This is a genomic window from Pseudomonas sp. I3-I5, assembly GCF_022699445.1.
GTDB classification, from domain to species: Bacteria; Pseudomonadota; Gammaproteobacteria; order Pseudomonadales; family Pseudomonadaceae; genus Aquipseudomonas; species Aquipseudomonas fulva.
Genome location: NZ_CP093940.1, coordinates 2885081 through 2904216 on the forward strand (window position 1 = coordinate 2885081; position 19136 = coordinate 2904216).

The 19136-nt window shown below is 61.7% G+C and carries 17 protein-coding genes; 10 read left to right on the forward strand and 7 right to left on the reverse strand.

Annotation, left to right across the window (positions count from 1 at the left end; translation table 11 throughout):
• Positions 1–12: 12 nt before the first annotated feature.
• Positions 13–573, reverse strand: a complete 561-nt coding sequence (locus MOP87_RS12940) for an NAD(P)H-dependent oxidoreductase (RefSeq protein WP_023534853.1) — start codon at positions 571–573, stop codon at positions 13–15.
• A 155-nt stretch (positions 574–728) separates the two neighbouring features.
• Here MOP87_RS12940 and MOP87_RS12945 point away from each other — a divergent pair, with 155 nt between their 5' ends.
• On the forward strand, positions 729–947 hold the full coding sequence (locus MOP87_RS12945) for a hypothetical protein (RefSeq protein ID WP_027916257.1): 219 nt from the start codon (positions 729–731) through the stop codon (positions 945–947).
• A gap of 84 nt (positions 948–1031) precedes the next feature.
• Here the strand turns inward: MOP87_RS12945 and dnaQ are convergent, their stop codons facing one another.
• From dnaQ to MOP87_RS12960, 3 genes are all read right to left on the reverse strand, one after another.
• Positions 1032–1790, reverse strand: a complete 759-nt coding sequence (dnaQ, locus tag MOP87_RS12950; protein ID WP_027916258.1) for a DNA polymerase III subunit epsilon — start codon at positions 1788–1790, stop codon at positions 1032–1034.
• A 96-nt stretch (positions 1791–1886) separates the two neighbouring features.
• Positions 1887–2333, reverse strand: coding sequence for a ribonuclease HI (rnhA, locus tag MOP87_RS12955; protein WP_023534768.1), 447 nt, complete (start codon positions 2331–2333; stop codon positions 1887–1889).
• Positions 2334–2346: 13 nt separating this feature from the next.
• The gene (locus MOP87_RS12960; protein WP_242809611.1) at positions 2347–3120 is read right to left on the reverse strand and encodes a class I SAM-dependent methyltransferase; all 774 of its coding nucleotides are present in this window, start codon (positions 3118–3120) and stop codon (positions 2347–2349) included.
• An 86-nt stretch (positions 3121–3206) separates the two neighbouring features.
• Between MOP87_RS12960 and gloB the strand changes: the two genes are divergently transcribed.
• The 7 genes from gloB to MOP87_RS12995 all read left to right on the forward strand — a co-directional run bounded on the left by gloB (position 3207) and on the right by MOP87_RS12995 (position 13013).
• Positions 3207–3986, forward strand: a complete 780-nt coding sequence (gene gloB, locus MOP87_RS12965; RefSeq protein WP_088523606.1) for a hydroxyacylglutathione hydrolase — start codon at positions 3207–3209, stop codon at positions 3984–3986.
• Between the two features lie 100 nt (positions 3987–4086).
• Positions 4087–5517 carry a lytic transglycosylase domain-containing protein gene (locus MOP87_RS12970; protein ID WP_027916261.1) on the forward strand — a complete coding sequence of 477 codons (1431 nt, stop codon included), beginning with the start codon at positions 4087–4089 and terminating at the stop codon, positions 5515–5517.
• 129 nt (positions 5518–5646) lie between these two features.
• Positions 5647–7476: an extracellular solute-binding protein gene (locus MOP87_RS12975; protein WP_081783924.1), complete on the forward strand. Its 1830-nt coding sequence runs from the start codon at positions 5647–5649 to the stop codon at positions 7474–7476.
• Positions 7473–9308: an extracellular solute-binding protein gene (locus tag MOP87_RS12980; RefSeq protein WP_242809612.1), complete on the forward strand. Its 1836-nt coding sequence runs from the start codon at positions 7473–7475 to the stop codon at positions 9306–9308. The genes MOP87_RS12975 and MOP87_RS12980 overlap by 4 nt, the downstream gene beginning before the upstream one ends.
• A 1-nt stretch (position 9309) precedes the next feature.
• Positions 9310–10383 (forward strand): microcin C ABC transporter permease YejB, encoded by a 1074-nt coding sequence (locus MOP87_RS12985; RefSeq protein ID WP_110606558.1) that lies wholly within the window; start codon positions 9310–9312, stop codon positions 10381–10383.
• 1 nt (position 10384) lies between these two features.
• Positions 10385–11404: an ABC transporter permease gene (locus MOP87_RS12990; RefSeq protein WP_236166047.1), complete on the forward strand. Its 1020-nt coding sequence runs from the start codon at positions 10385–10387 to the stop codon at positions 11402–11404.
• A 1-nt stretch (position 11405) separates the two neighbouring features.
• Positions 11406–13013 carry an ABC transporter ATP-binding protein gene (locus tag MOP87_RS12995; RefSeq protein ID WP_049695687.1) on the forward strand — a complete coding sequence of 536 codons (1608 nt, stop codon included), beginning with the start codon at positions 11406–11408 and terminating at the stop codon, positions 13011–13013.
• A gap of 70 nt (positions 13014–13083) precedes the next feature.
• On the opposite strand, the gene MOP87_RS13000 is transcribed toward MOP87_RS12995, so the two are convergent.
• Positions 13084–13515, reverse strand: coding sequence for a hypothetical protein (locus MOP87_RS13000; protein ID WP_110606557.1), 432 nt, complete (start codon positions 13513–13515; stop codon positions 13084–13086).
• A gap of 87 nt (positions 13516–13602) precedes the next feature.
• Between MOP87_RS13000 and MOP87_RS13005 the strand changes: the two genes are divergently transcribed.
• A complete protein-coding gene (locus MOP87_RS13005) occupies positions 13603–13983 on the forward strand; it encodes a MerR family transcriptional regulator (RefSeq protein WP_242809613.1) in 381 nt (126 codons plus the stop codon).
• On the opposite strand, the gene MOP87_RS13010 is transcribed toward MOP87_RS13005, so the two are convergent.
• A complete protein-coding gene (locus MOP87_RS13010; protein ID WP_027916268.1) occupies positions 13964–15076 on the reverse strand; it encodes a PAS domain-containing methyl-accepting chemotaxis protein in 1113 nt (370 codons plus the stop codon). The two genes, MOP87_RS13005 and MOP87_RS13010, sit on opposite strands and share 20 nt — an antisense overlap.
• Before the next feature lie 411 nt (positions 15077–15487).
• Between MOP87_RS13010 and MOP87_RS13015 the strand changes: the two genes are divergently transcribed.
• Positions 15488–18415 (forward strand): aminotransferase, encoded by a 2928-nt coding sequence (locus MOP87_RS13015; protein ID WP_236166049.1) that lies wholly within the window; start codon positions 15488–15490, stop codon positions 18413–18415.
• A 158-nt stretch (positions 18416–18573) separates the two neighbouring features.
• Here the strand turns inward: MOP87_RS13015 and MOP87_RS13020 are convergent, their stop codons facing one another.
• A complete protein-coding gene (locus MOP87_RS13020) occupies positions 18574–18951 on the reverse strand; it encodes a hypothetical protein (RefSeq protein WP_242809615.1) in 378 nt (125 codons plus the stop codon).
• Between the last annotated feature and the right edge of the window lie 185 nt (positions 18952–19136).

The following is a 19136-nucleotide window of genomic DNA, read 5'->3' on the forward strand; positions in this document are numbered from 1 at the left end:
CTCAGGCCACGGTCATACAGAGCGATTCAGCTTCACCCAAGACGCGAACTTGTCGATGAAGCCTTGCAAAAACGGCCGGGTCTTGTCGTTGAGTTTGCCTGACTCGTCGAACAGGCTGGCAGCGCCGCCAATGTAGGCCTCCGGCATCTGCATGCATGGCATGTCCAGGAACACCAGGGACTGGCGCACTGAATGGTTGGCACCGAAGCCGCCGATCGCACCAGGAGACACACTCGCCACGGCTGCCGGCTTGCCGCCCCACGCGCTTTGCCCGTAAGGCCTTGAACCCACATCGATGGCATTCTTCAGGCAGCCTGGCATGGTCCGGTTGTACTCCGGCGTGACGAAGAGCACCGCATCGCTGCCCTTGATGTCGTTCCGAAAGCGTGTCCAGGCAGCTGGCGGGGCATCGGTTTCCAGGTCTTCGTTGTACAGGGGTAAGTCGCCGATCTCGACGATCTTCAGTGCCAGGCTCGACGGCGCCAGCTCAGACAGCGCGCGGGCCACCTTGCGGTTATAGGAATCCTTGCGCAGGCTACCGACGACGACGGCAACCGAATAGACCTGGGTCATGGCAATCTCCAACTTCATGTTTTCAGGGACGATGTAGTTATAGATGACCGTTTTGCGCTGCTTTGGTTTTTTTTCCCGGCCGCGAAAACTTCCCCTGCCCTTGGAAGGTCTACTGCTACAGACATTTCCTACGCAATTCAGAGGGTTCCACCCAAATGGCAGCAGTAATGGTCGGCCAATTCCATGCCCGCGACGCCGAAGGCCGTATCTATCCCGTGCACGAGTTTCAGGAATCTACCCTGCAACACGACGGCAGCACGACCGGCGCACCTATCACCACCTACCGCCTTGCCATCGGCGATCGCGTCAACTACCTGGGTGAAAATCGATTCGAGCTTGCCCGCACCGGTGTCGAAATCATCCGTATCCCGTGACACGAAGAGGCACTGGCCTGTTACTGCTCGATGAGGGTGAGACCGCTTGCGGTCTTGATTGACCAGCAGCAGGCCGTCGCTTTTTTAGTCCGCTGACCGCTCAGCCAGTGCCTGCCAGAGCGATGGGCCGCCAGCGGACTTGGCAATCGCTGCAAGGCGTTCGGCATGAGCTTCGAGCTCATCCGGTGCGGCCAGAATGACCCGGCCGGGCGCGCGACCGCTGATGCGACGAATGTCAGCTCCTCCGCTACCCTGCCCGTTTTCGTCCGAATCGCTGCCATGCCCTGCCAACGAGAGGCTGGTCTGCCCCCCGGTCATTGCCAGGTAGACATCCGCCAGCAGCTCGGCGTCGAGCAATGCGCCGTGCAGTTCGCGCCCCGAGTTGTCGATATCGTAGCGTTTGCACAAGGCATCCAGGCTGTTGCGTTGCCCCGGATGACGCGCCCGCGCCAGCAACAAGGTGTCGAGAATGGTGCAGTGCTGGGACAGGTCAGCACGGTCCTGCTGGCCCAGCAGCGCGAACTCGTTGTTGATGAACCCGACGTCGAATGCCGCGTTGTGGATGACCAGCGTAGCGCCCTGGATGAACGCGAAGAACTCCTCGGCGACGTCGCCGAAGCGCGGCTTGCCAATCAGGAAGGCGTCAGTGATGCCGTGGACGTTGATCGCGCCCTCGTCACTTTCGCGGTCAGGCTGCAAGTAGACGTGGAAATGCCTGCCTGTCAGGCGCCTGCCGACCACCTCGACGCAGCCAATCTCGATGATGCGGTGCCCCTCGCTGACCGGCATACCCGTGGTTTCGGTATCGAGGATAACGAACCGCTTGTCTTGCTGTTGCTCCACTTGGGGGACTCCAACTTGCATCGTTTACAAAGGTGCGCAGTATAACAGCAGGGCGAGCGCTGAGCCCCCTTCGCACCTGGCATCGGGTTCAGCGCGTCATGCCCGGGCGCGCACTTCGTCCACGCCACGGTTGGCCAGCTGGTCCGCACGCTCGTTGCCGGGGTGGCCAATGTGGCCGCGGACCCATTTCCAGGTCACCTTGTGGCGGTTGACCTGTTCGTCGAGTAACTGCCACAGGTCGGCATTCTTCACAGGTTCCTTGGCCGCGGTTTTCCAGCCACGCTTTTTCCAGTTGACCATCCATTCGTTGATGCCTTTCATCACGTACTGCGAGTCAGTCGTCAGCACGACCTCGCATTCACGCTTGAGCGCCATCAGCCCCTGGATGGCGGCCATTAACTCCATGCGGTTGTTGGTGGTCTCGCGCTCGCCCCCCCACAACTCTTTTTCAACGCCTTTGAAAATCATCAGCACACCCCAGCCGCCGGGGCCAGGGTTGCCCTTGCAGGCACCATCGGTAAACATTTCGACGCTATCGCTCATGTACCACTCGTATTCACTGCTTATCGGGATCGGGGGTCGACGAGGTGCGGTTGACCTTGGCCAATGGCAACGGCAGCAACTTGCCCATCGGCTCGCGACGCTGGGGCCGCAGCGGCCGCAGGCCCACGACCATCTTGCGCGCCACCAGCACATAGACACCGCCGCCAGCGCTTTGCCACCCGCCCGCCATGCGCTCCCACCCTTCCAGGCGCTGCTGCCCGGCAGGCGAAGCAAGCGGCGGACGATAGCACCCGAAGCGGCGTTTCTCCAAGGCAAAGCCCAGCAGGTTGAGCCAGTCACCCAGTCGCGATGGCGAGATGCAGCGGGCCTTGCGCAAAGCGCCACGGCTAAACAGGTGACGCACCCCCCAACTGCTCCACGGATTGATTCCGACGATCAGCAGATGACCGCCTGGGCGCACGGCGCTGGCGGCCTCACGCAGCAGCCCGTGGGGCGACAGGCTGAAATCCAGCCCATGTTGCAACACCACCACATCGGCCGCGTGCTCGCTCAACGGCCAGGCCTGTTCCTCGCAGACGATCTCCACCCCCGGCAGCGGCGCGCCGAGGCGCACGTTGCGCTGGACCTTCGGCGCACTGGGTGGGGCGTCGGCGCAGGGGCCATAGTGCACCAGGTAGCCACCGAAGAAGCGCCCCAGCTCTTCCTCCAGCAGCTTCTGTTCTTCGTGCAGCATCAATTGGCCGAGCGGGCCCTGAAACCACTCACGGGCCAGGCTGATCAGCTTGATCCAGTCCGGGTCGGCCTGGGCAAAGGCTTGGTCGGTCATTGTGCAATTCCTCGAAAGGTTCTCCCACCGCGCCATCGCGGCTAAGATGCCTTCATGTGCCAAGCAAGGCGAATCGGATTCCCACCATGATACAGATCGAAGCGTTGCCCGCTTTCTCGGACAATTACATCTGGTTGTTACAGGATACTGCCAAACGCCGCTGCGCGGTGGTCGACCCTGGCGATGCCGGCCCGGTGGAACGGTGGCTTGCCGCGCATCCTGGTTGGCAGCTTACCGACATGCTCATCACTCACCATCACAACGACCATGTAGGCGGTGTGGCGCGGCTCAAGGCGTTGACGGGCGCGCAAGTACACGGCCCAGCCAACGAGGATATCCCTTGCAGGGATGTGGCACTGGACGATGGCGACCAGGTCACAGTGCTGGGTGAGGTCTATGAGGTGCTTGCCGTGCCGGGCCATACACTGGGGCACATCGCGTTCTTCAACGCTGGCGCGGCCACGCCTGTACTGTTCAGTGGCGATACCCTGTTCGCAGCCGGATGCGGACGCATGTTCGAGGGCACTGCCGAGCAGATGCAACCGGCCCTGGCCCGCCTGGCAGCCCTGCCAGCCGAGACCCAGGTCTACTGCGCACATGAATACACCTTGAGCAATTTGCGTTTTGCCAAGGCCGTGGAACCTGACAATGAAGATGTAGTGAAGCGCTTCGAAACGGTCTCCCGGCTGCGTGCGCAAAACTGCATCACACTGCCCTCCACCATTGGTCTGGAACGGCTGACAAACCCCTTCCTGCGCACCGCTGAAACATCTGTTAAACAAAAAGCAGACGAATGGAAGGGACATTCCAACACCTCGCATGTCGCTGTTTTTGCTGCCTTGAGGTCTTGGAAAGACAGCTTCTGATAACCCCAAGATATATCGCAAGTGGCGGTCAAAGGTTGACCCGGTCCGGAGCGGTTCCTAGAATCGCCGAAATTTTTTGCCCGGATACCTGTGCCCGCCGATGTCTTCCCGAAGCCGCAGAACCTCTCATTCCGTCGCGCTGACGCGCCTGGCCCAGGTCAGTGCGCTCGCTCTGGCCGCCACCTTGGTGGGCTGCCAGAGCACCCATCAGCTCGACGAAGCCGATAGCGTCCGTGCGCACAGCCAGCAAGCGCGAATCAAACCAAGGCCGGCGCCATTGCTGGTCAAGCCGGTCGAGCAAGCGCCTCGGGATGTCTGGGAACGCATGCGCCAGGGCTTCGTGCTCCAGGAGTACCGCGACGTCAACCCGCGCATCGATCAACAGCGCCTGTGGTTTGCCAGCAACCCCACGTTCATCGAAAGCGCCGGGGAGCGCGGCAGCCTCTACCTGCACTACATCGTCGAACGCCTCGAGGAGCGCGGCATGCCGCTGGAGCTGGCCCTGCTGCCGGCGATCGAGAGCGCCTACAACCCCATGGCGTACTCCCGCGCCAGTGCAGCCGGCATGTGGCAGTTCATGCCAGCCACCGGTCGACACTTCAACCTGCGCCAGACCAACTTCTATGACGGCCGTCGGGATGTCACCGCCTCGACCAACGCCGCGCTCGACTACCTGACCCGCCTGCACGACATGTTCAACGGCGACTGGCTGCTGGCACTGGCGGCCTACAATGCTGGCGAAGGCACGGTCAGCCGCGCGATGGAGCGCAACGAGAAGCTGGGCTTGCCCACCGACTACTGGAACCTGCCACTGCCTCAGGAAACCCGCGACTACGTGCCCAAGCTGCTGGCCTTGTCACAGGTGGTCTCCACACCTGAAGCCTACGGCGTGAACCTGACGCCGATCGCCAATGAGCCCTACTTCGAGGCCGTCGCGATCAACGACCGGCTCGACCTGACGCGGGTGGCCGCTTTCGCCGACATCGACGAAGACGAACTCATCCAGCTGAACCCAGCCTTCAAGAAGCGCATGACGGTCGATGGCCCGAAGCAGTTGCTGGTGCCCACGGCCAAGGCGCAGTTGCTCTCGGCCAGCCTCTCCAACCTCAACCCCGAGCAGTTGGTCACCCTGCAGCCACCCAAGGCCGCTTTCGCTCGCGCCGTGGCCGAAGCCCAGGCGCCCGTGGCCGCGCGCAGCTACAAGGTCAGGCGTGGTGACAACCTAGGGACCATCGCCAAGGCCAACCGTGTATCCATTGCGGACATCAAGCGCTGGAACCGCCTGTCGGGCAGCAGCCTGCGCGCCGGCCAGGTGCTAGCCTTGCGCGGCGGCAAAGCCTCCAGTGGCGCCGCTAACCGGGTCGCCAGCTCGGCAAAACGCACAACCCAATACAAGGTGCGCAAGGGCGATTCGCTGTATCTGGTGGCCAAACGCTTCAATGTCGAGATGACCCACCTCAAGCGCTGGAATCCGCGCAGTGGCCATGCGCTCAAACCCGGCCAGACCCTGACCGTCTACGTCGGCCACTGACCCCAGGCGGCAAGCGGACACCTGTGCGTGCGCGTACCTGTGTTTTCTTGCCGTTTGGCGCTTGCTGCGCCAGTGCAAACTGTTACTGTAGCCCGATCAAAGCCCAATGCCTTTGGATCGGATGCCGACTTGATACGTCCCCTCCTTCTTACACTCAGCCTGGCCTTGAGCTTTCCCGCAGTCGCAACCGTGAGCGAAAGCCACGGTTACGCGCAGTTCGGCACGCTCAAGTACCCGGCCTCGTTCACCCATTTCGACTGGGTCAACCCGCAAGCCCCCAAAGGTGGCACGTTGCGGGCGATGGCCTTCGGTACGTTCGACACGCTCAACCCCTATACCTTCAAGGGTACGAGCCCGGTGAGCACGCCCAACTTTCAACAGTATGGGGTCAATGAACTCAACGAGACCCTCATGGTGGGTACCGGCCAGTACGACCCCTCGGGCGATGAGCCGACCTCCAGTTACGGGTTGATTGCCCGCTCGGTCGAATACAGCCAGGACCGCAGCTGGGTAGTGTTCAACCTGCGCCCGCAAGCCCGCTGGCACGATGGCAAGCCCATCACGTCGGCAGACGTGGCCTTCTCCTTCCGCACACTGCTCAAGGAAGGTCATCCGCTTTACCGGACCAACCTGCAGGAAGTGCAGCGGGTGGACATTCTCGGGCCGCTGCGTATTCGCTTCGTGTTCAAGCGAGCCGGCAACCCGTTGTTGATCCTGCGCCTTGGGGAAATGCCCGTCCTGCCCCAGCATTACTGGCGTACGCGCGACTTCAAGGCCACTACCTTCGAACCCCCGCTGGGCAGTGGGCCTTACCGGGTGACCCAGGTACAGCCAGGCCGGCGCCTGGTGTTCGAGCGCGTCAAAAACTACTGGGGCAAAGACCTGGCGGTGAATCGAGGCAAGTACAACTTCGACCGTGTCGAGTACGAGTTCTACCGCGACTCCACCGTTGCCTTCGAAGCCTTCAAGGCAGGTGAGTTCGACATCTACATCGAGCATCAGGCCAAGAACTGGGCCAACGGCTACACGTTCCCCGCCGTGCGACGCGGCGAGGTGATCAAGGCGCAGATCCCCCACCGCATCCCTACCCAGACCCAGGGCCTGTTCATGAACAGCCGTCGCGCCACCTTCAGCGATCCACGGGTGCGCCAGGCACTGGGCTTGATGTTCGATTTCGAGTGGACCAACCGTGCCCTGTTCAGCAGCGCCTACCGGCGCTCGACCAGTTATTACCCCAATAGCGAGTTCGCGGCCGCTGGCCTGCCCCAAGGCAAGGAATGGTTGTTGCTGGCCCCGTTTCGCGACCAGCTCGCGGCCAAGCTGTTCACTGAACCCTACCAGGTCAGCCGTACGGACGGGCGCGGGATTGACCGGCAGACGTTGCGCAAGGCCCTGGCTTTGCTGGCTGAGGCCGGGTGGACACTCAAGGGCCAGCGTCTGGTCGACAGCAAGGGCCAACCGCTGCGCATGGAAGTGCTACTGGTAAACCCCAACCTGGAACGCATCCTGCAGCCGTATGTCGAAAACCTCTCCAGCATCGGTGTAGACGCGCGCTTGCGAACCGTGGACCGCGCTCAGTACAAACAGCGACTGGACCAGTTTGACTTCGACATGATTCTGATGACCCTGAACCAGACCCTGAGCCCGGGCCTCGAGCAGTGGCTGTACTTCCATTCAAGCCAGGCGGCCATCAAGGGCAGCAAGAACTACGCCGGGGTCGACGACCCCGTGGTCGATCACCTGCTAGACACCTTGCTGGCGGCGCGCACTCGCGATGATCAGGTCGCAGCGGCGCGAGCGCTGGACCGCGTGCTCTCATGGCAGCACTACATGATTCCCAACTGGTACCTCGACAATCACCGCCTGGCCTACCGCAATCGGTTCGGCTTCGTCACCACGCCGCCCTATACCCTCGGGCTGAACAGCTGGTGGATCAAGACTTCGGAGAAAGCCCAATGACGCCCACGCATTCCTTGCGCCGGCTGGCTGGCAGCCTGTTGCTGGCCTGCCTGAGCCTTCCCGCGCTGGCAGCGCCGCAGCACGCACTCACGCTGTACGACGAGCCGCCCAAGTACCCGGCGGATTTCAAGCACTTCGACTACGTGAACCCGGACGCCCCCAAGGGCGGCACCTTCCGCCAGTCCAGCTTTGGCGGGTTCGACAGCCTCAACCCCTTCATCAACAAAGGGGTATCTGCCGAAAACATCAGCATCATCTACGACACCTTGATGCGCCAGAGCCTGGACGAGCCTTTCACCGAATACGGCTTGGTCGCTCGACAGATCGAGAAGGCGCCTGACAACAGCTGGGTGCGCTTCTACCTGCGCCCCGAGGCGCGGTTCCACGATGGCCATCCCATGCGTGCCGAAGACGTGGTGTTCACCTTCAATGCGCTGATGAAGGACGGTGCTCCCCTGTACCGCCAATACTATGCGGACGTGGCCGAGGTGGTCGCCGAAGACCCGCTCAAGGTCGTGTTCAAGTTCAAGCACAAGGGCAACCGTGAACTGCCGCTGATCCTCGGCCAGTTGCCCGTGCTGCCCAAGCATTGGTATGCCCAGCGCGACTTCAACCGCGGCAATCTGGAAATCCCACTGGGCAGCGGCCCGTACAAGGTGGCCGAGGTCAAGGCCGGGCGTTCGGTCCGTTATGAGCGGGTCAAGGACTACTGGGCCAAGGACTTGCCCATCAACCGTGGCTTCTACAATTTCGACGCCATGACCTTCGACGCCTACCGCGACACCACGGTCGCGTTGGAGGCACTGAAGGCGGGCGCCTTCGATTATGCGCTGGAAGTCAGCGCCAAGAACTGGGCCACGGCTTACAACGTGCCTGCTGTGCGCGACGGCCGCCTGATCAAGGAGGAGCTGCCCAATGGCAACCCTACTGGCATGCAGGGCTTCATCTTCAACATTCGCCGGCCGGTATTCCAGGATATCCGCGTGCGCAAGGCGCTGAGCCTGCTGCTGGACTATGAATGGACCAACAAGCAGCTGTTCAACGGCGCCTACACACGCACCGGCAGTTACTTCGAGAACTCCGAGATGGCGGCCCGCGGCCTACCCGGCCCTGGCGAACTTCAAATCCTCGAACCGGTGCGCAGCCAGGTGCCAGAACAGGTCTTCACCCAGGCCTTCCATAACCCGGTCAGCGACGGCAGCGGCATGATCCGGGAGCAGCAGCGCCAAGCCTACAAGTTGCTGCAGGAGGCGGGCTGGAAAATCGTCGACGACAAGATGGTCGACACCAACGGCCAGCCGGTCAGCATCGAGTTTCTGCTCGCCCAGACCGAGTTCGAACGCATTTTGCTGCCGTTCAAGCGCAACCTCGCGGACCTGGGTATCGAACTCAACATCCGCCGGGTCGATGTGTCCCAGTACATCACCCGCCTGCGCTCGCGCGATTACGACATGATCGTGGGCGGCTACCCCCAGTCCAACTCTCCTGGCAACGAACAGAGGGAATTCTGGTCCAGCGCGGCCGCCGACAACCCCGGGAGCCGCAATTTCATCGGCCTGCGTGACCCCGCCATCGACCAACTGGTCGATGGCCTGATCAACGCCGAGTCGCGTCAGAGCCTGATCGACCACTGCCGTGCCCTGGACCGGGTATTGCTGTGGGGCTACTACGTGATCCCGAACTGGCACATCAAGACCTGGCGCGTGGCCTATTGGAACCACATCGGTCACCCCAAGGTTCCGCCCAAGTACGACATCGGCATCGACACCTGGTGGATCAAGCCCGGCTCAACGCCCAAGGCCACCCAGGCCACTGCTGGCGAGGCCAACTGACATGCTGGCCTATATCCTGCGGCGACTGCTGCTGATCATCCCTACACTGTTCGGCATCCTGATCATCAACTTCATCATCGTCCAGGCCGCACCTGGCGGGCCGGTGGAACAGATGATCGCCAAGCTCGAAGGCTTCGAAGGCGCCACCAGCCGGATCGCAGGTGGCGGTGCCGAGGTGTCGGTGGCCGGCTCCAACTACCGGGGTGCACAGGGCCTGGACCCTGCGCTGGTGGCGGAGATCGAGCGCATGTACGGCTTCGACAAATCGCCGCCCGAACGCCTGTGGATCATGGTCAAGAACTACGCCCAGCTGGATTTTGGCGACAGTTTCTTCCGTGACGCCAAGGTCATCGACCTGATTCTGGAGAAGATGCCCGTATCGATTTCACTGGGGCTGTGGAGCACGCTGATCATGTACCTGATCTCGATCCCCCTGGGGATCGCCAAGGCGGTTCGCCACGGCAGTCACTTCGATGTGTGGACCAGCTCGGCGATCATCGTGGGCTATGCCATCCCGGCGTTCCTGTTCGCCATCTTGCTGATCGTCCTGTTCGCCGGCGGCAGCTATTTCGACTGGTTCCCACTGCGCGGCCTGACCTCCAACAACTTCGATGAGCTGAGCACCACAGGCAAGGTCCTCGATTATTTCTGGCACCTGGTGTTGCCGATCACGGCCTTGGTGATCGGCAACTTCGCCACCATGACGCTGCTGACCAAGAACAGCTTTCTCGACGAGATCAACAAGCAGTACGTGGTCACCGCCAAGGCCAAGGGCCTGAGCCGGTCGCGGGTGCTGTATGGCCACGTGTTCCGTAATGCCATGCTGCTGGTGATCGCCGGCTTTCCTTCGGCCTTCATCGGCATCTTCTTCACAGGCTCGCTGCTGATCGAGGTGATCTTCAGCCTCGACGGGCTGGGCCTGATGAGTTTCGAAGCGGCCATCAACCGCGATTACCCGGTGGTCTTCGGCACCCTGTTCATCTTCACCCTCCTGGGGCTGGTGGTGAAACTGATCGGCGACCTGACCTACACCTTGGTCGATCCACGTATCGACTTTGCCAGCCGGGAGCACTGACATGGCCTTGTCCCCCCTGAACCGTCGTCGCGTCGAGCGTTTCAAGGCCAACCGCCGTGGCTGGTGGTCGCTGTGGCTGTTCCTGATCCTGTTCGGGTTGAGCCTGGGCGCCGAGCTCATCGCCAATGACAAGCCCATTGCCGTGCATTACGACGGCCAGTGGTACTTCCCTGCCTTCAAGCGCTACCCGGAAACCACCTTTGGCGGTGAGTTCCCGCTGGAAGCCAACTACAAAAGCCCCTACGTGCGTGACCTGCTGGCCAAGAAAGACAGCTTCGTGCTGTGGGCGCCCATACCCTTCAGCTACCAGAGCATCAACTACGACCTGCGCGTGCCCGCCCCCGCCCCGCCCTCATCCGATAACTGGCTGGGCACCGATGATCAAGGGCGCGACGTGCTGGCACGGGTAATCTACGGGTTTCGCATTTCGGTACTGTTCGCCCTGACCCTGACCGTGCTCAGCTCGATCATCGGCGTGATCGCCGGTGCCTTGCAGGGTTTCTATGGTGGCTGGGTAGACCTGGCCGGGCAACGCTTCCTGGAAATCTGGTCCGGCCTGCCGGTGCTTTACCTGCTGATCATCCTGGCCAGCTTCGTGCAGCCCAATTTCTGGTGGTTGCTGGGCATCATGCTGTTGTTTTCCTGGATGAGCCTGGTGGACGTGGTCCGCGCCGAATTCCTGCGCGGACGCAACCTTGAGTACGTGCGCGCCGCGCGCGCTCTGGGCATGCGCAACGGCGCGATCATGTACCGGCATATCCTGCCCAATGCCATGATCTCGACCATGACGTTCATGCCGTTCATTCTCACCGGCGCGATCGGCACGCTGACCGCGTTGGACTTCCTCGGCTTCGGCCTGCCTCCGGGCGCTCCGTCGCTCGGTGAGTTGGTTGCGCAGGGCAAATCCAACCTGCAGGCGCCGTGGCTTGGCATCAGCGCATTTGCCGTGCTGGCCGTGATGCTGAGCCTGCTGGTATTCATCGGCGAGTCCGCCCGCGACGCCTTCGACCCGAGGAAGTGACATGAGCGAAGAAAACCTGATCGAAGTGCGCGACCTGGCCGTCGAATTCGTGAGTGGCGAGCACACCAACCGGGTGGTCGACGGCATCAGCTTCGACATCCGCAAGGGTGAAACGCTGGCGCTCGTCGGAGAAAGCGGTTCGGGCAAGTCGGTGACTGCCCACTCGATCCTGCGCTTGCTGCCCTATCCCCTGGCGCGTCATCCCAGTGGCACCATCCGCTACCAAGGCAAGGACTTGCTGCAGCAGAACGAAAAGAGCATGCAGCGCATTCGCGGCGACCGCATCGCGATGATTTTCCAGGAGCCGATGACCTCGCTCAATCCGCTGCACTGCATCGAAAAGCAGATCAACGAGATCCTGCTCATCCACAAGGGGCTGACCGGCAAGCAGGCCACCGCTCGCACCCTTGAGTTGCTGGAGATGGTGGGTATCCCAGAGCCGCGCAAGCGCCTCAAGGCGCTACCCCACGAGCTCTCGGGCGGCCAACGCCAACGTGTGATGATCGCCATGGCGTTGGCCAACGAGCCAGAACTGCTGATTGCAGATGAACCGACCACCGCGCTGGACGTGACCGTACAGCTCAAGGTGCTCGACCTGCTCAAGGCGCTGCAGGCGCGCCTGGGCATGGCCCTGTTGTTGATCAGCCACGACCTGAATTTGGTACGGCGAATCGCGCACCGGGTGTGCGTGATGCAGCAGGGGCAGATCGTCGAACAAGCCGACTGCGCCACGCTGTTCGATGCCCCACAGCACCCGTATACGCAGATGCTGATCAACGCCGAGCCCAGCGGTTTGCCGGCTCACAACACACCCGGCTCGCCACTGCTGGCGGTGGACGACCTGAAAGTGTGGTTCCCGATCAAGAAAGGCCTGCTGCGCAGCACCGTCGACCACGTGAAAGCCGTGGACGGTATCAATTTCAGCCTGCCCCAGGGGCAGACCTTGGGCATTGTGGGCGAGTCGGGCTCAGGCAAGTCGACCCTGGGCCTGGCGATCCTGCGCTTGATCGGCAGCCAAGGCGGCATCCGCTTCCACGGCAAAGACCTGCAAGGGCTGAATCAGCAAGCCGTGCGTCCGCTGCGCCGGGAAATGCAGGTGGTATTCCAGGACCCGTTCGGCAGCCTCAGCCCCCGCATGAGCGTGGCCGAGATCGTGGGCGAAGGCCTGCGCATCCACCGTATCGGGACTGCCCAGGAACAGGAAGCAGCCATCATCGCAGCACTGCAGGAGGTCGGGCTGGACCCACAGACGCGCCATCGCTACCCCCATGAGTTCTCAGGCGGGCAGCGCCAGCGCATCGCGATCGCCAGGGCCCTGGTGCTCAAGCCGGCGCTGATCCTGCTGGACGAACCCACCTCCGCGCTGGACCGGACGGTGCAGCGCCAGGTGGTTGAGCTGCTGCGCAACCTGCAGCAAAAATACAACCTCACCTACTTGTTCATCAGTCACGACCTGGCGGTGGTCAAGGCCCTGAGCCATCAGCTGATGGTGATCAAGCAAGGTCATGTGGTCGAGCAAGGGGATGCTCAGGCCATCTTTCAGGACCCGCAGCACCCCTATACCCAGCAGCTGCTGGAGGCGGCGTTCTTGCAGCCTGAGGGCCGCTGACACCCACGGCGCGTTAGTCATGTCCCGGCCCGACGCGCTCATCCACAGGGCGCGTCGGGTTGGCACGCTGTCAGGCGGCGGCGGGCGTTCTACACAGCGTCTGGCGGCGCCCGGTGACGGGCATCAGTTGCAGGATCGCCCACACTACCTCCATCACCAAGATGCCCCAGATCAGCGCCGAGCCGCCGTGCATCAGCGCATACAGCTGCCAGCTACTGAACAGCACGCGACCGGCCGCATCATAACGACCGAACCGCACTTGAGGATGACGTATGCGCAGCCACGCCCACACGCAGACGATCGAGCCCATGAGGTTGGCCATCAACAGGTGCATTGGCTCGAACACCGGCAATTCACCGTAAAGCCCCAGTGAGGCGTGCATATTACCCAGCCAGCCGTGCAACCAGACAAATGTCCATGGGGTCGCAAAACCGATGGTCATCAGCAAATCGTAATAACCACTGATACGCACCAGCTTGCGGTAGTGGGGCTTGCTCCACATCGTCTTACACCTTCCTCAAGTAAAGAAGGCCCCAGGCTAGAGCCTGGAGTATGCTCCAGGGTCAAGCACCCTTAGAAGGAAATTACCGTGCGAATTGGTCGACTTGCCGCCTGCTGCGAGGTCAGCCGCGATACCCTGCGGTTCTATGAGGCCAAGGGTTTGATCAAGGCCCAGCGCTCGGCCAACGGTTACCGGGACTATGCCGATGACACCGTGCAGTTGGTCGCCTTCATCCGTACGGCGCAGCACCTTGGGTTCAGCCTCAGCGAAATTGGCAGTAACGTACAGCAGTTGTGGAGCGCAACCGAGCCGGCACAAACCGTTGAAGCACTGTTGCGCGATAAACTGGCGCTCATCGAGCAGCGCATGGTCGACCTGCAGGCACTGCGTGCATCCTTGCTGCACCGCCTGGACCTGGCCTGCCCCCTGCGCCCGAACCTACAGGATGCTAACGCAGGTCCTTGCTGACCCGCTCGACAGCGCCGACCACACGCTTGGCACCTTCCTGGATACTGCTGATCACATGCCCCGCATGGTCAGCCAGCTGCAGGCCGTTGGCTGCCTCGGCACGGCTGCTTTGCACTTCGCCCACGGCCTGGGTCACCAACGCCTGATTTCGTGCCACCACCGCGTCGATTTCCGCCGTGGCTGCGCTGGTGCGACCGGCCAGTTTGCGTACTTCGTCGGCGACCACGGCAAAGCCACGCCCCTGATCACCTGCTCGCGCCGCCTCGATGGCCGCATTGAGCGCCAGCAGATTGGTTTGCGATGCAATGGCGCCAATGGTCTGGACGATGGCGCTGATCACCGTCGATTGCTGGCCGAGCGCGCTGATGGTATCGCCAGCCGACTGCAGTTGACGCGCGACCCCCTGCATGGACTGCCCCACTTCCTGCATGACCACGACCCCTTCACTGGCGCTGCCATCGGTTTGCAGCGACACTTCAAGCGCCACCTGCGCTGCTTGCTTGACTGCCTCTTCACGCTGCACCTGGTCGGTCACCAAGGAAGCGAACTTGACCACCCTCACCAGCTTGCCGCTGGCATCGCTGACCGGGTTATAGCTGGCCTCGAGCCAGACCTCATGCCCGTGGCGGTCCAGGCGCTTGAAACGCCCGGTCACGTAGCGACCTGCGTTGAGCGTGCGCCAAAAATTGCTATAGGCCTCGCCTTTGACCTCATCAGGGCTGCAGAACATGCGGTGATGGTGTCCCACCACTTCGTCCAGGCGGTAACCCAACGCCGTCAGGAAATTGGAGTTGGCGGACACCACCTTGCCCTCAAGGTCGAACTGGATGATGGCGCTGGAGCGCAACAGGGCCTCCAGCAGCGCCTGGCTTTCCTGCGCCGGAGCGGCCAGCCAGTTTCCGAGTGGCTGCCCTACCACCTCTTCGGGCGAAACGCCCAAGGCAGTGGCGAACGCCGAGCTGCATTCGAGGGCGCGACGTTGTGCATCAAGGCGCAGGAATGCGCCGCTTTCCAAGACGTCGAGGCGCTGGCGAAGCGCGGCCAGTTCGGTTTCGCGGGCGGCCAAGGTAGCTTTGAGTTGCCGATTGAACATAGGGGTCACCTGAGGGTGGGGTGCGTCAGCACCAGCGTCTTGTCACCACTTATGTGTGACAAATCAGTCAATACTTGTACATCCCCAAGGCACAGTCCAACGGAGTGCCTGGAGTCTGTTCGTCACGTCCCTGATGCCGTTTCGACTAGAAGATACGGTGGTCGTTCCTATAGAAGGGGTTAATAAGTGTGATTGAGCGAGGCCAGGACTCACCCTGGGATGCCATCATTAAGGCATCGTATTTCTTGTACAGTAAATTATCGGTGTACAGGATCGATGCGCGGGCCGTTGCTCCACGGCGTAGCCGCACTGCTTGTGGGGTTGTCAGAAAAACTGAAGACAATCGTCTTTCTTCATCGCTCAGAACGGGCATTAATGGCGTCAGTCCCCTTCATGACCCGGTACGACCCCATGCCTACACACCTTCATGATGCTACCACCGCCCTTCGCCACATCGCAGAACGTGTGAGCCTGCCTGCGCCCTGTCTGGCACCCTCCCAGGCGCTTGCAATGCTTTGGGAGCATTACGGCCTGCGGGGTGACATACAGCCGCTTGGCAGTCAGCAGGATCTGAATGTGCTCATGGATACTGGCCAGGCCCAGTTCGTGCTCAAGGCGTGTCACGCCAGCTATGCCGAGCCCGAGTTGCATGCCCAGCATGCTGCGCTGGGCGTGCTGCGGGACCGGGGCTTGCCGGTGCCTTCGGTGCTTGCCGCAAAGGATGGCGATACCCTGCTGACACTGCCTATCGATGGGCAGGTGCTGAGAGTCCGGGTTTTGGAGTACTTGCAAGGACAACCCCTGACCCGATGCGGATGGCTTCCCGCCCCCGTGATGAGGGCGATGGGCACGCTCTGCGCGCAGGTCGACAGGGCCCTGGCCGATTTTGACCACGAGGGTCTAGAGCGAACGCTGCAGTGGGACCCCAGGCATGCCCCGGCATTGATTGACCGCCTGCTATCACAGGTAGACGACCCCAGGCAACGCGAACGGCTGAGCGAGGCAGCACGCGCCGCGGCCTTGCGCCTGTCCCCCTTGATGGAGCAATTGCCCATCCAGGCCGTGCACCTGGACATCACCGATGACAATACCGTCTGGGCTCGCGATGCGCAGCGCGAGTGGCAACTGCAGGGGCTCATCGATTTCGGCGACTTGGTTCGCACCTGGCGCGTTGCCGACCTGTCGGTGACCTGCGCAGCCCTGCTGCATCATGCCGAAGGCGACCCCTTCAGGGTGCTCGCCGCAGTCAGTGCCTATCAGGCGGTCAATCCGCTGACCGAGGCAGAACTACGCGCGTTGTGGCCCTTGGTGCTCAACCGTGCAATTGTGCTGGTGCTCAGTAGTGCTCAACAGCAGGCCATCGACCCTGGTAACCAGTACATCCGCGATAACGCCGCCCACGAATGGCAGATTTTCGAGACTGCGCAGGCGACACCGCTGGCACTGATGGAAGTCGCCATTTTGCAGGCAGCTGGCTTGGCGTCTTGTGTACCCAGCTTCGATGATTGCGCACCGCTGCTCCCTACCGTGGCTGGCCGCCCTGTCGCCCGCCTGGACTTGGGTGTACTGAGCGTGCACTGCGACGCCGGCAACTGGGAAGTGCCAGGGTTTGACCAGCGTCTGCTGGCAGCCCAGTCAGCGCCAGCGTGCACGTTGCATGGGCAGTATCGCCTGTCTCAGACGCACATCGATCGTAGCGAAGAACCGGCAACCTGTGCGTTGGGCGTGGAGTTGAAACTGGAACCGGGCACGGTCGTGCAGGCGCCGCAGGACGGCACATGGCGGTCGGTGGGTGAACAGAGCGGATATCTGCGCACCCCCTCATGGAACCTGTGGATCGATGGCTTGGCCCACGCCCCCGTCGACGGCCAACGGTTGCAAAAAGGTGATGCATTGGGCAAAAGCGGCGAGAGGCTCAGCGTTCAGCTGTGCCTGGACAGCAGCCTGGAACCGCCATTCTTCGCGGTGCCCTCCCAGGCGCCAGCATGGCTGGCCCTGTGCCCTTCCCCTGCGGGCTTACTGGGTGTGGACTGCAACGCCGACGCCCTGCCAGATCCCCACACGTTGCTGGCTCGGCGCGAGGCCAGTTTTGCCCGGTCGCAAAAGCACTATTATGCCGACCCACCACAGATCGAGCGTGGCTGGCGCAACTACCTGATCGATCTGCACGGTCGCTCGTACCTGGACATGCTCAACAACGTGGCCGTCCTGGGGCACGGTCATCCGCGCATGGCGGCCGAGTCGGCCCGGCAGTGGTCGCTGCTCAACACCAATTCGCGTTTTCACTACGCCGCCGTCACCGAATTTTCCGAACGCCTGCTGGCCCTGGCGCCCGACGGTTTCGACCGCGTGTTCATGGTCAACAGCGGTACCGAAGCCAATGACCTGGCTATCCGCCTGGCATGGGCCTACAGCGGTGGCCGCGACATGCTCAGCGTGCTGGAGGCCTACCATGGCTGGTCAGTGGCGACGGATGCAATCTCCACGTCCATCGCCGACAACCCGCAGGCCCTGGAAACTCGCCCCGCCTGGGTGCACCCGGTAGAAGCCCCCAACACGTTCCGCGGCCGTTTCCGAGGCGCGGACAGCGCCGCTGACTACCTGCGCGACGTCGATGCTCGCCTGGCCGAACTCGATACGAACGGGCGCCAGCTGGCCGGGATCATCTGCGAGCCTGTGTATGGCAATGCCGGCGGCATCGCTTTACCGCCGGGCTACCTGCAAGCGGCCTATGCCAAGGTGCGTGCACGCGGCGGGGTATGCATCGCCGACGAAGTGCAGGTGGGCTATGGCCGTCTAGGAGAGCATTTCTGGGGTTTCGAAGAGCAAGGCGTGGTGCCGGATATCATCACCATGGCCAAGGGTATGGGCAATGGCCAGCCGCTGGGGGTAGTGATCACTCGTCGCGACATCGCCGAGGCGCTGGAGGCTGAGGGGTACTTCTTCTCCTCTGCCGGCGGTAGCCCGGTCAGTTGCCGCATTGGCATGGCGGTGCTGGATGTGTTGCAGCAGGAGGGCCTGTGGGACAATGCCCGCGAAACCGGGCGCTATTTCAAGGCCCAGCTTCAAGCGCTGGTCGACAAGCACCCATTGGCAGGCGCGGCGCATGGTTCGGGCTTTTATCTGGGGCTGGAACTGGTGCGCGACCGGGATACGCTGGAACCTGCGACCGAGGAAACTCTGGTGCTGTGTGATCGCCTGCGCGAGCTGGGGATTTTCATGCAGCCGACGGGCGATTACCTGAACATCCTGAAGATCAAACCGCCGATGTGCACCAGGCGGGCGAGTGTGGATTATTTTGTCGACTGCATTGATCGGGTGCTTTCGCAGGGGGTGTGAAGTTTCGGTGTTTGAGCAACCTCATGAGACGACTGGGGTCGCTACGCGACCCATCGCGGCCGGTCCGACGCCCCGGCGAGGCCGCTCCCACACGGGCTGTATATAGGGGCGAGAGCAATGCACGACGGGAAGTTCTTAGGCTCTGGTAACAAAACCAGTCATAGCAGACGCAAATACTTAAAATCAAATAATAGCAACCAACAGCACTGAGATTCATCCATCAGCCAAACTGCCATACTGCTGTTGCTGTTGCTGTTGCTGTTGCTGTTGCTGTTGCTGTTGCTGTTGCTGTTGCTGTTGCTGTTGCTCTTGCTCTTGCTCTTGCTCTTGCTCTTGTTCTTGTTCTTGCTCTTGCTCTTGCTCTTGCTCTTGCTCTTGCTCTTGATCTTGATCTTGATCTTGATCTTGATCTTGATCTTGATCTTGATCTTGATCTTGATCTTGATCTTGATCTTGATCTTGATCTTGATCTTGATCTTGATCTTCGCGACTTCAGAAGGCCGAACGCAGGTCTTGCGGAGGGAGGTGACAGGCATGGATGCCTGTCAAGCGCTGGGCCCCAGGATGGGGCCTACAGCGCGGTCCTCCCGGGAGCAAGACCGGAGTGAGGGAACCCCGAAGCGCAGCGTAGGGGCCGTATGAATGGAGCGCAGCGTTTTTTGGTTACTTTTTGTCGCGTTTGACAAAAAGTGACTCGCCGTAAGGGCGAAAAGGTGATTAA

What these genes read in the sequence shown, in the direction of transcription:
- MOP87_RS12940 (WP_023534853.1), bottom strand. Translation starts at nt 573, where the DNA reads ATGACCCAGGTCTATTCGGTTGCCGTCGTCGTCGGTAGCCTGCGCAAG.
- MOP87_RS12945 (WP_027916257.1), top strand. Translation starts at nt 729, where the DNA reads ATGGCAGCAGTAATGGTCGGCCAATTCCATGCCCGCGACGCCGAAGGC.
- rnhA (WP_023534768.1), bottom strand. Translation starts at nt 2,333, where the DNA reads ATGAGCGATAGCGTCGAAATGTTTACCGATGGTGCCTGCAAGGGCAAC.
- MOP87_RS12960 (WP_242809611.1), bottom strand. Translation starts at nt 3,120, where the DNA reads ATGACCGACCAAGCCTTTGCCCAGGCCGACCCGGACTGGATCAAGCTG.
- gloB (WP_088523606.1), top strand. Translation starts at nt 3,207, where the DNA reads ATGATACAGATCGAAGCGTTGCCCGCTTTCTCGGACAATTACATCTGG.
- MOP87_RS12970 (WP_027916261.1), top strand. Translation starts at nt 4,087, where the DNA reads ATGTCTTCCCGAAGCCGCAGAACCTCTCATTCCGTCGCGCTGACGCGC.
- MOP87_RS12980 (WP_242809612.1), top strand. Translation starts at nt 7,473, where the DNA reads ATGACGCCCACGCATTCCTTGCGCCGGCTGGCTGGCAGCCTGTTGCTG.
- MOP87_RS12985 (WP_110606558.1), top strand. Translation starts at nt 9,310, where the DNA reads ATGCTGGCCTATATCCTGCGGCGACTGCTGCTGATCATCCCTACACTG.
- MOP87_RS12990 (WP_236166047.1), top strand. Translation starts at nt 10,385, where the DNA reads ATGGCCTTGTCCCCCCTGAACCGTCGTCGCGTCGAGCGTTTCAAGGCC.
- MOP87_RS12995 (WP_049695687.1), top strand. Translation starts at nt 11,406, where the DNA reads ATGAGCGAAGAAAACCTGATCGAAGTGCGCGACCTGGCCGTCGAATTC.
- MOP87_RS13000 (WP_110606557.1), bottom strand. Translation starts at nt 13,515, where the DNA reads ATGTGGAGCAAGCCCCACTACCGCAAGCTGGTGCGTATCAGTGGTTAT.
- MOP87_RS13010 (WP_027916268.1), bottom strand. Translation starts at nt 15,076, where the DNA reads ATGTTCAATCGGCAACTCAAAGCTACCTTGGCCGCCCGCGAAACCGAA.
- MOP87_RS13015 (WP_236166049.1), top strand. Translation starts at nt 15,488, where the DNA reads ATGCCTACACACCTTCATGATGCTACCACCGCCCTTCGCCACATCGCA.
- MOP87_RS13020 (WP_242809615.1), bottom strand. Translation starts at nt 18,951, where the DNA reads ATGCCTGTCACCTCCCTCCGCAAGACCTGCGTTCGGCCTTCTGAAGTC.